This is a genomic window from Armatimonadota bacterium (assembly GCA_037138755.1).
GTDB lineage: Bacteria > Armatimonadota > Fimbriimonadia > Fimbriimonadales > Fimbriimonadaceae > Fimbriimonas.
Genome location: JBAXHT010000002.1, coordinates 246,632 through 260,015 on the forward strand (window position 1 = coordinate 246,632; position 13,384 = coordinate 260,015).

Sequence of the window (13,384 nt, forward strand, 5' to 3'; positions counted from 1 at the left end):
TCGAAAGTTTAGCCGAGCACCGAGACGGGGTGTTCGGACTCATAGCTGTTATGGTTGATGGCTCTCAGTGCTCTTTCAACATCTTCAACGGTGTTCGCCTGATAAAGGTCGGCCCGAATCTGAGCGGCGCCAGGAATGCCCTTGATGTACATCGGCATCTGACCTCGCAGCGAGCGAATGGCCCAGCCTTCATTTTGCTTGTGCTCAGGATGCCCGAGAGCTTCTTGGTAAGAACTTAGTTCCAGTTGGTACGCGACTTGGAGACGAGCGTGCTGCAAGGCGGTTTCTATTCGCTCTTCAATAGTTGGCTCCTCCGGGAGCGGTTCGCCACGCAGAGCCGCGGCGATGCGAGCTAGACCCCAAGGATTCGAGATCGCCGCCCGACCAACCATGACTCCGTCGCAACCCGTTTCCGTCAGCATCTTGATGGCATCTTCCGGCGTCTTCACGTCGCCATTTCCGACCAGCGGCACCGTCACCGACTCTCGGAGCCGCTTGATCAAGTCCCAATCTGCCTCGCCTTCAAAGCCTTGCTTGGCAAACCGGGCATGAAGTGTCAGCATCTTTATTCCCGCATCCTGAAACCGGCTCGCTAGCTCGGGAGCGGCAAAAAGAGAATAATCCCAACCAGCCCGAACCTTGACCGTGACTGGAATCTTGACCGCTTTCACAACCGAAGAAACAATCTTTTCCGCAAGGAGCGGATCTTTCAGAAGGGCAGCACCGGATCCAGTTTTGCAAACCTTCGGGACCCAGCAACCCATGTTGATATCAACAATATCGGCTCCCATCTCTTCGCAAAGGCGAGCGGTCTCTGCCATCACATCCGGTTCTGAGCCAAAGATCTGGATCGCCAGCGGACGCTCCTCGGGATGAATCTGCATTTTCTTGAGCGTCTTCACTGCGCCGTGGTGAATCGCCATCGCCGAGACAAACTCGGTCACGACTAGCCCAGGGTTGGCGATGCGCTTACAGATAAGCCGCATGGGTAGTGAGGTCACGTCTTCCATCGGTGCTAGAACCAGCGGGGTCTCCACCTTTACATCCCCCACCCTGAACCCCGGAAACTGCATGAATCTAATAGTTTACTTTAGGTTCGGTTTGTGCTAAAACTTGGGTATGCGTTGCATTGCCGGGTTTGTCGCCCTTAGTTTTTCGGCTCTTTCATTCTCGGTTGCTCCCGGATTACCGACGGATGTAAATACTTCGGACTTTGATTTTGTGGGGCAAGTCAATGGTGCGTCTGGCGTTCTTGTTGGAGCGAATACCGTCTTGACCGCGCGCCATGTTGGCGCCGGAACATTTACCCTCCCCGGAATCGGCACCTTCAACGTTCTTGCCGGAAGCGTCAAGAACCATCCAACCGACGATCTCACACTCTTTCAAATCGATACCGGGTCAACGACTCTGACAAATTACGCTCAGATCAACGTCAACAGAGTAGCAGCGAACACCGCAATTACGATGGTCGGATTTGGGGCTTCTGGAGTTCTGAACGGATCAGGAACGGGTTACGATATCACAATCAGTGCGGGCACTCGGCGCAAGGCGACAGGAATCGTTGAAGGTACCCGAATGGTTGAGGAACCAGGCTTCCGCCTTGCGTCGATCTATTCACCGCTACGATCCAACGGACAAGGGGCCCTCGTCGGTGGCGACTCCGGAGGAGGTTGGTTCCTGCAAGATGGATCATCTCGCCCGCAGCTCGTCGGTATCAACTCATGGATCGACAACTTCGGAACCTTTTCGAGCTGGTTCCAGTTCAGCAATCATCCGACAAACTTCTTCGGTTCTGGAGCTGCCGACCTGAGCGAATACAACGGCTGGCTCGTGCAAAATGGCGCAAGCGTCGTGCCGGAACCCGGGACGATTACGGTTCTTGCAATTGGCTCGCTGCTTGCTCTTTGCCGCCGCCGAAAAGGCTGAAGACGAGTTCGACAATAGAGCTGACGAGAAACCCGAGGCAGGCTCCCGCAACAACATCGCTGGGCCAATGAACGCCGCGATACACCCGGCTCCAGCCGACCATTGCAGCCCAAGGAAATAGCACCGCGACGTACTTGTCCCCGCGCCGACGTGAAACCCAAAAAGCCGATGTCGCCGTGCAAAAGGCAAGCGTTGTGTGCCCACTGGGAAAACTCGATTGGCGATGCTCCTCCATCGGCTGCGCAAATCTCAGGTTGCTCGGTCTCGGGCGTGGCATAGCGTCCTTGATCGCGTGAACAATAATCAGACCCCCAAGGAGCGAGGATAGGAGAATCGGCGCGGTGTAAGCCTTCGTTTTAGGGTGCAGAAGCAGGAGCAGCGCGACCAAGGGCGGAAACCAGCCAAGAGCGGACCAACTGAAAACAAGCGAGATTGCATCGAGAAATGAGCTTTTTGCACCGAGGTGAATCGACCGAAAAAGCTCAATTTCCCTCTGCATTTACTTCTCCAAATAAGGCAAGAGCTCGGACAGATGGCTGACAATCAGATCCGGCAGAGGCCCTTCGGTCGGAATCGGCTCGGGCTTTCCAGTCTTTGAGCTCGGCGGAACATCAGACTCGCGATAGGTCCAAGCCGTCGCCCAGCCGAACTGAATCGCGGGAATGATGTCGTGATGCAACGAGTTGCCGACCATCAAAAGCTCGTCCGGAGTGCATCCCATTGCCGCGGCTGCTCGGTCAAAAACAATCTTCTCGGGCTTCCCGACCCGTTGCTCGCCCTCGATGAAGATCGCCTGCAGATACTTCCGGATGCCCGTCGTGTCGATCTCCTGATTCTGAATATCGGCAGGGCCGTTGGTCATCAGCCCGATCTTATATGATTTAGACAGCCGTTCTAGAACGTCAATGGCGTCAGGAAAGAGCTTCAGATTCGCATCGCGGCGCTCCATATAGGCTTGACTCAAACGGGCCGCAAGTTCGTCATCTTCGATATCAAGTGCAGCCAACGTCAGCTGCATCTGGTGAGTACGCGTTCGCTCACCAGATGTCAAATAAGCTTCGTACAGCTCGTCGATGCCCTTCAGTTGCCCGCTAAATGCCTGGAAAACTGCGCTCCAAGCATCGATCGCATGGTCGGTAGTCACGCCAGGAATCGGAACTTGGTCAAATGCCTCGCGAAGGCCGATTTTGCACGCGTCCCAGTAGCCGCAGAGGGTGTCGTCTAGGTCGAAGTAGATGGCTTTGACCTTGGACAGGCGTTCTTTTGCGGCGGCATTCACTCCCTTCATTATGGCGAGTCCGGTGATCGACCTCGTTTAGTCCGAGGTCCGATTTCGCTGGTATCCAGCTACAAGCCAGTAGCCGTCGGGATGCAGTGCCTGGTTAGTCTGCTCAAACCCCGCCCGCTGTAGCTCTTCCGTTGCGGATTTCTCGACAATCCAAGTTCGGTTGGTATGTCCTCGGGAGTGGATTCTCTGGAGGACTTCCTGCCCCGTATAGCAACCCTTGTTGTAGTTGATGTGCCGAGCGGCAAAATCCTCCCCTAGTTCCGGTGGGAGGGTCTTTTCGCGAACATCAAAAATCCAGTTCGGCTGATTGTTCTCCAGCCAGAAGAGTCGCCAAGCCATCAGATTCACAGGTTCGCCTGGGATGCCCGGGGTGATACCCATCGACGTCAAGGCGACCGGTAATTCGAGAAGCCTGGCTTCACAATCTTCCAGGATGACCGCACTCTCGACCCTTTGCAAGATCGCCGACACGGTAGCGCTCGGAACGGTGAGCCACCCCTTGCCGTCGCGTTCAAACAACTCACCGAAGCTGAGGATCTGACCGGTTGGCTTGGTCATGCAGAACCCAATCGAGTTGGTCGGCGTCAAGTGACGAGCATCTCCGGTGATCTGGCCCTGTAACCACTCTCGCCAATCCTCTCCAGATATCTCGATGATCGACCAATCTGGGAGGTCAAACGGCCCTTCGCCGGCAGAAAGCCGTTTATAATCGTCGAATGAGTCGCTCATCTGTCAATGATTCTACGCCAAGGCGGTTACGATGAATCCTTGGCTAATCGGCGGATTCTTCATCCTCACCGGAGCAACCCTCAAAGGCTTCGAGCGCGACGCAGCCCGAGAAATCGCGGCGAAACTGGAAGGTGACCAGAAACAAGTTTCCATCAACGTGACCTATCCCGGACTGCTCAGCCCCGCCATCGGAGAGATCGGCGTCGCAACAATATCCGCCTCCCACTTCCGAACCGAAGGACTCCCCTTCTTCACCGAACCCAAACGAAGCCAAAAGGGAACTGTGAAAGAATTAAGGCTCAAACTTACCGATTTCTATCTGAGAGACCTGCACTGCGACTCGTTCACCGCCAGCATCCCCAACTGCCGATTCGACTTCGCCCTCGCCCGATCCAAACGAAAAATCCGCCTCAGCCGCAGCGGAATCGGCCCCGGAGAAGTGCGGATTCTCATCAAAGACCTCGCGCCCTTCATCCTCAAAAAATATCCCGAAATCCAGGAGGTAACGGTTGAGCCCGAGGGCGATAAAGTCCGCGTGAAAGGTCGCGGCCAATTCCTGATCTTAAACGCCTCCTTCGACATTCTTGCCCGTGTCGGAACCGACGGCGGCACACTTCGGCTCGAAGACTGCCGGATCATGATGAACGGCGAAACCCCCGACAAAGCCAGCGAGCAAGCCCTCATCAACACCCTCAACCCCGTCATCGACTTCGCAAAAGACCTAGACCTCCTCGATGCCGTTCGGGCCGAAAAGGTGCAAGTGATCAACAATGCCGTCATCGTCAGTGGCCAGGTAAAGATCCCCGAGATGCCGAACTGAGCCATCGCTGAACCAATAGCTCCTAATGCTTACCCTGCCCACGCAAGTGGCTCACCCTCACATACAAAAAGCAATGGGATTGAGTTATGCTAGGACAACGAAGAAACCGTCTTATGAAAAGGCCGACCTCAAAATGGGATCATGTCCAGATAGTGTTTCTGGGAGATATTAGGGGGTCACAGTGATTACGTGTATTGCACTATGGTGTATGGCTGTGATGCAAGAGCGAACACCAAATATAAGAATTAGAAATTGCTTGAGAGGTGTTGAGGTTGAGAATCTCGAGAGCATTACCCTCTACGGTCCTGGACTTACTAGACGGAGTGAAGAGAGTGGTTTGTATACTAAGATAAAAATTACATCTCGTAAACCGATGCGGGATTGGCTTGAAGCTTTTAAGAAGTCTTCGCGTGATAAGAGTATTGGTGAAGAGCCGTCCTTAATTGATTTTTGGGATACTGTCGAATTCGCTCTACGCCCGAAGGAGAAGGGTGGAAAACGACGAAAGATTCTATTTCAAATAAACGTAGGAGAAGCAGATCGAGGTTGGGGTAAGGGTATTGCTAAGTTGATGCAAAAGGCCTCGCAAGTAGAGTGACGTAATTTGATGCCTCGGGATCCTTGATCCCGCAGGCTAAAACTTGAGCCATCCTCCATGACCACCAGACTCCGTCCTGTCCAAAGCTCCCGCCGAAAACCTAGAACCGAGAACTGCTCACCGCGCCAGAACCATGCCGCCAAAAGGAAGCCGGTTCGCCATTCGACGAGCCACTAGCGTGGGCGGGGTAAGCAGAAGTAGCTGGGGCGAGCCACTTGCGACGAGCCACTTGCGTGGGCGGGGTAAGCAGAACTAACCGGGGTGGCACTGGTAACCGCGCCCAGACCAGATTGACGCTCTCACCGAGCCAGGTTACCAGTGAACCAACTTGGAAATCCCTGAGAGTTCCTGTCCTCGCCTCAGAACCACGCAGCCAAAAGGAAGCCTGATTGCCATTCGGGTTATTGAGCTGCCGCCGTTGAGTTCGGGGCCTTACTCTGATATGATGAATCATAGATGATCTCGAGACAAGACGGTTCATTGAGGAGAAATGGGAAAGATCGAGGCAGATGGATGGTGAACGCTTGCTCCATACTCTGTCCACTGACAAGCTGGGTGTTCGATGTCTAGCGACGAGCCATTAGCGTGGGCAGAGTAAGCAGGAGTAGCTGGGGTGGCACTGTCAAGCGACCAAACGCCGAGAACGTCCAGCCACCTGAAAACGAGCTTGCCAGTGAATAGCCTTTCGATCCTGCCGATACTCCATCATATCAGAACATAGTCTCTTTCGCTCCGGTTCCGATCCCTCGTGTTCTGTGACCTCACAGGTTGGGACCACAACCATCATGGAAGGAGCCAGAGCACCTTTGGGAGTGCGCGATAGCAGCCTTCCCCCGCATACCTGTTTCCAACCATAACCTTCAAGAACCGAAAGGAAAAGCACGGGGTTCTAAAAAACAGGTTGACAAACCCAGCTTTACGTCGCCTATTAGGTGATGAACCAAATTATCGATACCGCGCGCAACATGTCCCGACGCACTCCGGACATCTCGCCTGCCCACGCCTAGGCTCGGGCAAAACGACGAATGAGGTTGGCCTAAAACTCCCCACTCGATGGGGAAGGGTCCGCTAGAAAGGTTGCCCCAAAGGCAGGCTTTGAGTGGAGGGTGAGCTCCGGCGAACCGGTGGGGCTGCTGTCATCTCTGACCGCTCCCTACTCCAAACCCCAACCTGCTAAGCTTGTCCCCACTTGTCCCCACCAAAAACGAAAATTGAGCACCCATTTGAACCTAATGTCCCCACCAAAACGCGTCGCAGTTCTCTCCCCGCTCAAGCCCCAAGACCCAAGACCTCCTACCCACCCCTACCCAGGTGAAATCGAAAAGCGAACAACATTTGAACCTGACTACCCCACCAAAACGCGTCGCAGTTCTCTCCTAAAACCGAGAACAGCTCATCGCTCGTCCGACTCCAGAATAACGGCGGTCTGCCCCGTAGCCTCGCACCATTTGCGATAAACATTCCGAACGTTCTCCCTAGCTCCGGTGACCGGTATCTTGAGGAAACCTTGTTTCTTGGCGGCCTCGAAGAGTGCCCGCTCGCGAACAGTGAGCCGATGACCGACTCCCCGGCTCCCCGCCCTGGACCGAGTGGCCTCACCCCGGCTCAGTCTTTCGACATCGTCCTTAGTGAGCCGAGGCAAGGGTTTCATCGGGATTGAAGGGCTGCGATTCGATCTTCGAGTGGCGGGTGAGACGACAAGAGCTTGAACAGTGCCGAACCGCCCGAAATCTTAGCCGTTTGCAATCCGTTTGGAGCGTCCAGAGGCTCATAGCGAACCTTCAAAGTGTTGAGAGCGGCAGCCATTGGTCGTGCACCAACGAGGTCAGCTGCTCCTGCGTCGGCCCGAAACTCACGTGCTCGCGAGAATGCCATGGTGATGAACGATCCCAGGAAAGTGAACAGGAACTGTAGAGCGATGTTAACAACGATGTAAACAATTCCCGAGAGCTTCGAATCAACCACGTTTGAAGCCGCCCAGGCGATAATCCTGGCGAGGAAGATTGCAAACGAGTTGATAACACCTTGGAGCAAGGTCATGGTGACCATGTCGCCATTCTTGATGTGCGCAATCTCGTGGGCCAACACTGCACGAACTTCTTCAGGAGGCATGTTGGCGAGGAGTCCGGTTGATACCGCCACAAGTGACCGCCGTTGAGTTGGGCCAGTGGCGAAAGCGTTAAGCTCTTCGCTCTCGTAAACTCCTACCTCAGGCATCGCCGGTAGCCCCGCCTTTTCTGCGAGCATTTGGACATCCCGGGCAACTTGACCGAAGGGCCCGTACTCCGACGGGGAGACCAGCTTGATCCCCATCATCCACTTTGCGATGACTCTTGAGAGGCCAAGCGATATGAAGGCTCCGGCAAATCCGTAGATGATCGAACTGACCATCAACATGCCGTAGTTGATGCCTCTGGAATCGGCCCAGCCGCGAAGACCCAGCGCGGAGGTGACCACAAACAACAGCACTCCGACTAACAGGTTGGTTCCGAGAAAGAGAAGAACGCGCTTCATCACTTAATTGTACGTACGAGTCTCGAAGAATGAATCAGATTGAGTCAGGATCATGACTGAACGAGGTTGGCTTCTCCAGTTTGGACTCGCCAGAGTGCAGCGTAAAGGCCGTTGTTCCGCAGAAGCTCCTCGTGACGTCCAGATTCGGTCACCTGCCCTGCCTCTAGCACCCAGATCTTATCTGCGTCGCGAACCGTGGAAAGCCGGTGTGCGATCACCAGCGAGGTGCGGCCCTTCGTGACATGAGCAAGTGAACGTTGGATCGCAGCTTCTGTTTCGTTATCGACTGCCGAAGTGGCTTCATCCAGCACAAGGATTGCGGGTGTACGTAGAATCGCGCGAGCCAGCGAGATTCGTTGCCGCTGGCCGCCGCTCAGCTTCTGGCCCCGTTCGCCGACGACAGTGTCGTAACCATTGGGCAGTTGCATAATGAATTCATGCGCCTCGGCTTGCTTCGCGGCTTCTTGGACTTCGGCTTCGGTTGCTTGTTCACGGCCGTACAGGATGTTCTCGCGGACGGTGCCATGGAACAGAAACACGTCTTGGGCAACATATCCACAGGCTCCGCGCAGACTGGCGTAGCTTAAGTCCTTGATGTCCATCCCGTCAATGGTGACGCGTCCCGAAACAGTGTCGTAAAACCTCAACAGAAGGCGAATCACTGTCGACTTACCCGCACCCGTTGCACCGATAATCGCATGAGTTTCGCCCGCAGGAACGTGCAAATTGATTCCCTTGAGAATTGGTAATTCTGGCGTGTAGCCAAACGTGACGTTCTCAAATCGAATCTCCCCCCGAACAGGCGATTCGAGCGTCGCAGAACCCTCAACCATTTTGGGTTGAGTGTTTAGTAGCGCAAAGATTCGATTCGTCGAGGCCATAGCTCGTTGGTACTGATCCAACGTGTCGCCCAAGCCGGTCATCGGCCATAGAAGACGCTGGGTCATGAAGACAAGCACCGAGTAGATGCCAACTTCCATGCCGCCATTCAGGACGAGCCAGCCTCCGAAAATGAGGGTGCATGTGAATCCGGTAAGGATTACCATGCGAATCAGCGGCACAAATCCGGCCGAGTACTTGATCGCCTCGCGGTTGGCTTCCCGATAGTTCGACGATGCCAACATGACCCGCTTTGATTCCATTGGCTCAGAGGTGAACGCCTTGATCGTGCTGATTCCGCCAAGGTTTGTTCCCAGCACCGAACCCATTTCGGAGACTGCCTCGCGCACCTTTGCATAGCGAGGCTTTAGACTGTTTTGATACTTGACTGATCCCAAGATGATGATGGGAATTGGCAAGAACGCGAGCAAAGTCAACAATGGCGAGCTAAGGAAAAAGACCGCTCCGACAAGGACGACATTCCAGAACACCGTGATGATTGATGCAGCTCCCCCGTCAAGAAATCGTTCCAATTGGTTGATGTCGTCATTCATCACGCTCATCAGGCCCCCACTTGTCGTGTCCTCGAACCACGCGAGTTCCAGTTTTTGAACGTGGTCATAGAGGCCGATCCGCATCTCGTGTTCGATCGTCTGGGATAGATTCCTCCACGTCACTGCACTGAGGTATCCGAACAAAGACTCAAAAATCCAGCAGAGAGCGTTTGCGATCGTGAGTATCACGAGCTGATACCACCGATCTTCGACCCCAAACTGGACGGCTAAAAAGGAACCCTTGCCGCGCACGATCACGTCGATAACGGCGCCGATAAGGACTTCGGGGACGACGTCCATGACCTTGCCCAGGGTGGTGTATGTTGAAGCAAGCCAAACCTGGGTCCGATGGGGTCCGGAGTATTGCCAAAGTCTTCGCAACCCAGATTGTGGTTTGGTCATGGCTCAGAGTTTATCTTTGGAATACCACGGGTATCCGTGCATGAGAGAGTTCCTTTCAAAATTGATTGAAATTTGGTAACTTTCGGGCTCTTCACGCCATAATAGTAAGTAGCCGAGGGGCGTTGCAGTCACTTTCGAGTGGCGAGGCTCGGCGAATAAACGGCGCTCATGATCGAAAGTTGGTCATGGGCTTTTTTGTTTCCAGACCGACTAACAAAGGAAAGGATAACAAATGAACACAGCCCCTGCTGACCTCAAAATTGACTTCCACGTTGCCGATCTGGGCCTTGCTGCGTTTGGCCGCAAGGAGATCGCGATTGCCGAGACCGAAATGCCTGGCCTGATGGAGATCCGAAAGGAGTACGCCGGATCGAAGCCGCTCAAGGGCGCAAAGATCGCCGGATCGCTTCACATGACCATTCAGACCGCGGTCCTCATCGAGACCCTGGTTGACCTCGGTGCTGAAGTGCGCTGGGCAAGCTGCAACATCTTCAGCACCCAAGACCATGCCGCCGCCGCCATCGCCGCCGCGAGCATCCCCGTTTTTGCCTACAAAGGCGAAACTCTTGAAGAGTACTGGCAGTACACCCACCGAATCATGGAGTGGGCTGACGGCTCGACTCCGAACATGATTCTGGACGATGGCGGCGACGCGACGATGCTCGTTCTCATTGGAGCAGAAGCCGAGAAGGACCTCTCTGTGCTTGACAACCCAGGCTCGGAAGAAGAAGTGATTTTCTACGCTTCGATTCGCGAGAAGCTCAAGACCGATCCAACCTTCTACTCCCGCATCAAAGCCGAAATCAAGGGCGTTAGCGAAGAGACGACGACAGGTGTAAAGCGGCTTTACAAGCTTCACGAAGAGGGCAAGTTGCCGTTCGCTTGCTTCAACGTCAACGACTCAGTCACCAAATCTAAGTTCGACAATCTTTACGGCTGCCGAGAGTCGCTGGTCGACGGAATCAAGCGCGCAACCGACGTGATGATCGCCGGAAAGGTTGCGGTCGTCTGTGGCTACGGCGACGTTGGCAAGGGTTCAGCCCAGGCTCTGCGAGCCCTGAGCGCCCAGGTCTGGGTGACCGAGTGCGATCCGATCTGCGCTCTTCAGGCAGCAATGGAAGGCTACCGAGTCGTGACCATGGAGTACGCCGCCGACAAGGCCGACATCTTTGTTTCCGCAACCGGAAACAAGGACATCATCCGCCACGAGCACATGATCAAGATGAAGGATCAGGCGATCGTTTGTAACATTGGCCACTTTGACAACGAGATCGATGTCGCGGGATTGAAGCAGTACACCTGGGAGAACATCAAGCCGCAGGTCGACCACATCATCTTCCCTGATGGCAAGCGGATCATCCTCTTGGCCGAAGGTCGGTTGATCAACCTCGGTTGCGGAACCGGACACCCGTCCTACGTCATGTCCTCGTCGTTCGCCAACCAGGTTCTGGCGCAAATCGAACTCTTCGTCGAGTTCGGAAAGTATAAGCCCGGCGTGTATGTGCTGCCGAAGCACCTCGACGAAAAGGTTGCTCGCTTGCAGCTCGCCAAGCTTGGAGCCCAGCTCACCGAGCTGACCCCGTCGCAGGCATCGTACATCGGCGTGACCCCAGAAGGTCCGTTCAAGTCAGACTCCTATCGGTATTGAGCTAGGTACCCTTTAGGGGTGCCAGACTCCCGATTTCGCCTCTCCGCTGATTCTGCAAATGACTTGGCGGAGAAATTCGGGACACCACTTTATGTTTTGGATGAAGCCGGGTTGCGCGAGCGGGTCGCCCGCTATCGGCATGCGCTTGCCGCTCTATATCCTCGCTTTGAAGTGAGTTTTGCCAGCAAAGCGAACTCAACTCTTTCGCTCTTAAAGATCGCACATGACGCTGGTGCGACCATTGACGTCGCCAGCCGAGGAGAGCTCGAAGCCGCGCTCCGAGCTGGAGTACCGGCAGGCCATTGTCACTTGCACGGGAACAACAAGAGCATTTCTGAGCTCACCTTTGCTCTTGAACAAGGCGTGAGCCACATCATGATCGATCATCTTGGCGAGATCGATATGCTTGCGTCACTCTCGAAAAGAGAGACGAAGTTCGTCCTTCGAGCTGCGCCGGGCGTTGATCCGAAGACGAACGCGAAGATCTCCACCGGCCAGGCCGATACCAAGTTCGGTTTCAATCTCGCCAACGGCTCCGCCGAGGAAGCTCTGCTGTACGCTCAGGCGAAAGGGATTGAGATCGTCGGAATTCACTGCCACGTTGGCTCCCAGCTTATGGACGGTGAAGCTCAGGAAAACGCGGGTGAGTTACTCGGCAACTGGCTTGTTCAAATGCGTAAGAAGCACGGGTTTGAGCTGGACTATCTCAACGTGGGTGGCGGTTTAGGAGTTAAGTATCTGGACTGCGACGAGCCGGAGACGATTGAACAATATGTCTCACGAGTCATGTCTCGGCTCCTCCCAATTCTTGAAGCAGCAGGCATCGAGCCTTTGATCGGCATGGAGCCGGGACGGAGCCTGATCGCCGAGTGTGGATTGACGCTTTACCGGGTAGGAGTTGTGAAGACGGTTGGTGAGAAAACCTATGTCGCTGTGGATGGCGGCCTGGCCGACAACCCGCGACCCGTCATGTACGGAGCGCGGTATCAAGTTGAACTTCTGCGAGACTCGAAATGGGAGTACCAGACCGACGGTCCGGGAGCAATGGCTTTCACGAGGGAAGTTGGTGAGGGAGCCGTCGTCACCATCTCTGGAAGGCATTGCGAGACGGACACACTGTTCCCAAATGTTGAACTAGCCCGAATGCCAAAGGAAGGCGACCTCATCCAAGTCCTTACAACCGGAGCGTACAACAGCAGCATGGCGAGCAATTACAACCGCTATCAACGCCCCGCAACGGTGTTAAAGAGAACCAACGGTGAATTTGCACTGATTCAGCGGCCTGAAACGTATGATGAAATGTTCGCCCGCGAGATCATTCCGGAGGGACTCTAAGTCATGCAGGATTTTGATTTCGTCGGAGCATTCCTCAGGTTGCTAGTCTTCATTCCCGCGGTCGGACTTCACGAGTACTGTCACGCAAAGTTTGCCGACATGGCGGGCGACATGACACCCCGCTCTCAGGGCCGCGTGACCCTTAACCCGCTGGCGCATCTTGATCCAATCGGCACGATTATGATGGTGCTGTCGTCGGCCTCCGGTGTCGGAATCGGCTGGGGGAAGCCGGTCATGGTCAACATCGGTCAGATGCGAAATCCTCGTTTTGACCACTTTGTGAGCGTCATTATGGGGCCGATTTCTAACCTAGGACAGGCGATCTTTTACGCCATCATTCTCCGGACCGGCCTCGTTGCTTTCAGCCTAAACAGCATCTACGAGCCGGTTGCATTCCTGCAAGGCGGCGGCTCGTTCCTCACCTTCTGGGTTAGTTCTTCGCTCATTTACAACCTCGGAATGTTCTTCTTCAACATGATCCCGCTTGGCCCACTGGACGGCCACTGGATCGTCGGAGCCATGATGCTTCCACCACAGCGTAACGCATGGTACAAGTTCTGCCATGGGCCAGGAATGTACATTTTCTTGGCTCTGGTTTTACTGCCTCGGGGAATCGGTTTCAACCCCATCGGCTGGTACATGCAGCACACCCTCTTCCCTACTCTGAAGTTTCTTTTGGGACTCTAGGGTT

The 13,384-nt window shown here is 54.7% G+C and carries 13 protein-coding genes and 1 riboswitch; of the genes, 6 read left to right on the plus strand and 7 right to left on the minus strand.

Translation table 11 applies throughout. The features are described 5' to 3' along the window. Positions 1–8: 8 nt before the first annotated feature. Positions 9–1,073 (minus strand): tRNA dihydrouridine synthase DusB, encoded by a 1,065-nt coding sequence (dusB, locus tag WCK51_10955; protein ID MEI7577404.1) that lies wholly within the window; start codon positions 1,071–1,073, stop codon positions 9–11. A gap of 46 nt (positions 1,074–1,119) precedes the next feature. Here dusB and WCK51_10960 point away from each other — a divergent pair, with 46 nt between their 5' ends. Then, positions 1,120–1,926 carry a trypsin-like serine protease gene (locus WCK51_10960; protein ID MEI7577405.1) on the plus strand — a complete coding sequence of 269 codons (807 nt, stop codon included), beginning with the start codon at positions 1,120–1,122 and terminating at the stop codon, positions 1,924–1,926. Here WCK51_10960 and WCK51_10965 read toward each other — a convergent pair. The 3 genes from WCK51_10965 to WCK51_10975 are packed head-to-tail and all read right to left on the minus strand — an operon-like array spanning position 1,871 to position 3,943. Continuing rightward, positions 1,871–2,425 carry a phosphatase PAP2 family protein gene (locus WCK51_10965; GenBank protein MEI7577406.1) on the minus strand — a complete coding sequence of 185 codons (555 nt, stop codon included), beginning with the start codon at positions 2,423–2,425 and terminating at the stop codon, positions 1,871–1,873. The genes WCK51_10960 and WCK51_10965 overlap by 56 nt on opposite strands. Then, positions 2,426–3,205, minus strand: a complete 780-nt coding sequence (locus tag WCK51_10970; protein ID MEI7577407.1) for an HAD family hydrolase — start codon at positions 3,203–3,205, stop codon at positions 2,426–2,428. A 36-nt stretch (positions 3,206–3,241) separates the two neighbouring features. After that, the gene (locus WCK51_10975) at positions 3,242–3,943 is read right to left on the minus strand and encodes a hypothetical protein (protein ID MEI7577408.1); all 702 of its coding nucleotides are present in this window, start codon (positions 3,941–3,943) and stop codon (positions 3,242–3,244) included. 31 nt (positions 3,944–3,974) lie between these two features. Here WCK51_10975 and WCK51_10980 point away from each other — a divergent pair, with 31 nt between their 5' ends. Together WCK51_10980 and WCK51_10985 are read left to right on the plus strand one after the other, a co-directional pair. Next, positions 3,975–4,763 (plus strand): hypothetical protein, encoded by a 789-nt coding sequence (locus WCK51_10980; protein MEI7577409.1) that lies wholly within the window; start codon positions 3,975–3,977, stop codon positions 4,761–4,763. A gap of 208 nt (positions 4,764–4,971) precedes the next feature. Further along, positions 4,972–5,361: a hypothetical protein gene (locus WCK51_10985; GenBank protein ID MEI7577410.1), complete on the plus strand. Its 390-nt coding sequence runs from the start codon at positions 4,972–4,974 to the stop codon at positions 5,359–5,361. Positions 5,362–6,754: 1,393 nt separating this feature from the next. On the opposite strand, the gene WCK51_10990 is transcribed toward WCK51_10985, so the two are convergent. The 3 genes from WCK51_10990 to WCK51_11000 are packed head-to-tail and all read right to left on the minus strand — an operon-like array spanning position 6,755 to position 9,710. Next, on the minus strand, positions 6,755–7,012 hold the full coding sequence (locus WCK51_10990) for a hypothetical protein (protein MEI7577411.1): 258 nt from the start codon (positions 7,010–7,012) through the stop codon (positions 6,755–6,757). Then, entirely contained in the window at positions 7,009–7,875 is an 867-nt protein-coding gene (gene htpX / locus WCK51_10995) for a protease HtpX (protein ID MEI7577412.1), read from the minus strand. The genes WCK51_10990 and htpX overlap by 4 nt, the downstream gene beginning before the upstream one ends. Positions 7,876–7,925: 50 nt before the next feature. Continuing rightward, positions 7,926–9,710 carry an ABC transporter ATP-binding protein gene (locus WCK51_11000; GenBank protein MEI7577413.1) on the minus strand — a complete coding sequence of 595 codons (1,785 nt, stop codon included), beginning with the start codon at positions 9,708–9,710 and terminating at the stop codon, positions 7,926–7,928. A gap of 110 nt (positions 9,711–9,820) precedes the next feature. Next, positions 9,821–9,885, plus strand: a riboswitch (S-adenosyl-L-homocysteine riboswitch). A 57-nt stretch (positions 9,886–9,942) separates the two neighbouring features. Here WCK51_11000 and ahcY point away from each other — a divergent pair. The 3 genes from ahcY to WCK51_11015 are packed head-to-tail and all read left to right on the plus strand — an operon-like array spanning position 9,943 to position 13,380. After that, the gene (gene ahcY, locus WCK51_11005) at positions 9,943–11,358 is read left to right on the plus strand and encodes an adenosylhomocysteinase (GenBank protein MEI7577414.1); all 1,416 of its coding nucleotides are present in this window, start codon (positions 9,943–9,945) and stop codon (positions 11,356–11,358) included. An 18-nt stretch (positions 11,359–11,376) separates the two neighbouring features. Continuing rightward, positions 11,377–12,693, plus strand: a complete 1,317-nt coding sequence (lysA, locus tag WCK51_11010; protein MEI7577415.1) for a diaminopimelate decarboxylase — start codon at positions 11,377–11,379, stop codon at positions 12,691–12,693. 3 nt (positions 12,694–12,696) lie between these two features. Beyond that, positions 12,697–13,380 carry a site-2 protease family protein gene (locus tag WCK51_11015; GenBank protein ID MEI7577416.1) on the plus strand — a complete coding sequence of 228 codons (684 nt, stop codon included), beginning with the start codon at positions 12,697–12,699 and terminating at the stop codon, positions 13,378–13,380. The last annotated feature ends 4 nt before the right edge of the window (positions 13,381–13,384 follow it).

Bases quoted from the DNA above. Each gene is read 5' to 3' on its own strand.
- WCK51_11015 (MEI7577416.1), top strand. From the start codon at position 12,697: ATGCAGGATTTTGATTTCGTCGGAGCATTCCTCAGGTTGCTAGTCTTC.
- htpX (MEI7577412.1), bottom strand. From the start codon at position 7,875: ATGAAGCGCGTTCTTCTCTTTCTCGGAACCAACCTGTTAGTCGGAGTG.
- dusB (MEI7577404.1), bottom strand. From the start codon at position 1,073: ATGCAGTTTCCGGGGTTCAGGGTGGGGGATGTAAAGGTGGAGACCCCG.
- WCK51_10990 (MEI7577411.1), bottom strand. From the start codon at position 7,012: ATGAAACCCTTGCCTCGGCTCACTAAGGACGATGTCGAAAGACTGAGC.
- WCK51_11000 (MEI7577413.1), bottom strand. From the start codon at position 9,710: ATGACCAAACCACAATCTGGGTTGCGAAGACTTTGGCAATACTCCGGA.
- WCK51_10980 (MEI7577409.1), top strand. From the start codon at position 3,975: ATGAATCCTTGGCTAATCGGCGGATTCTTCATCCTCACCGGAGCAACC.
- WCK51_10985 (MEI7577410.1), top strand. From the start codon at position 4,972: ATGGCTGTGATGCAAGAGCGAACACCAAATATAAGAATTAGAAATTGC.
- WCK51_10965 (MEI7577406.1), bottom strand. From the start codon at position 2,425: ATGCAGAGGGAAATTGAGCTTTTTCGGTCGATTCACCTCGGTGCAAAA.
- WCK51_10975 (MEI7577408.1), bottom strand. From the start codon at position 3,943: ATGAGCGACTCATTCGACGATTATAAACGGCTTTCTGCCGGCGAAGGG.
- ahcY (MEI7577414.1), top strand. From the start codon at position 9,943: ATGAACACAGCCCCTGCTGACCTCAAAATTGACTTCCACGTTGCCGAT.
- WCK51_10960 (MEI7577405.1), top strand. From the start codon at position 1,120: ATGCGTTGCATTGCCGGGTTTGTCGCCCTTAGTTTTTCGGCTCTTTCA.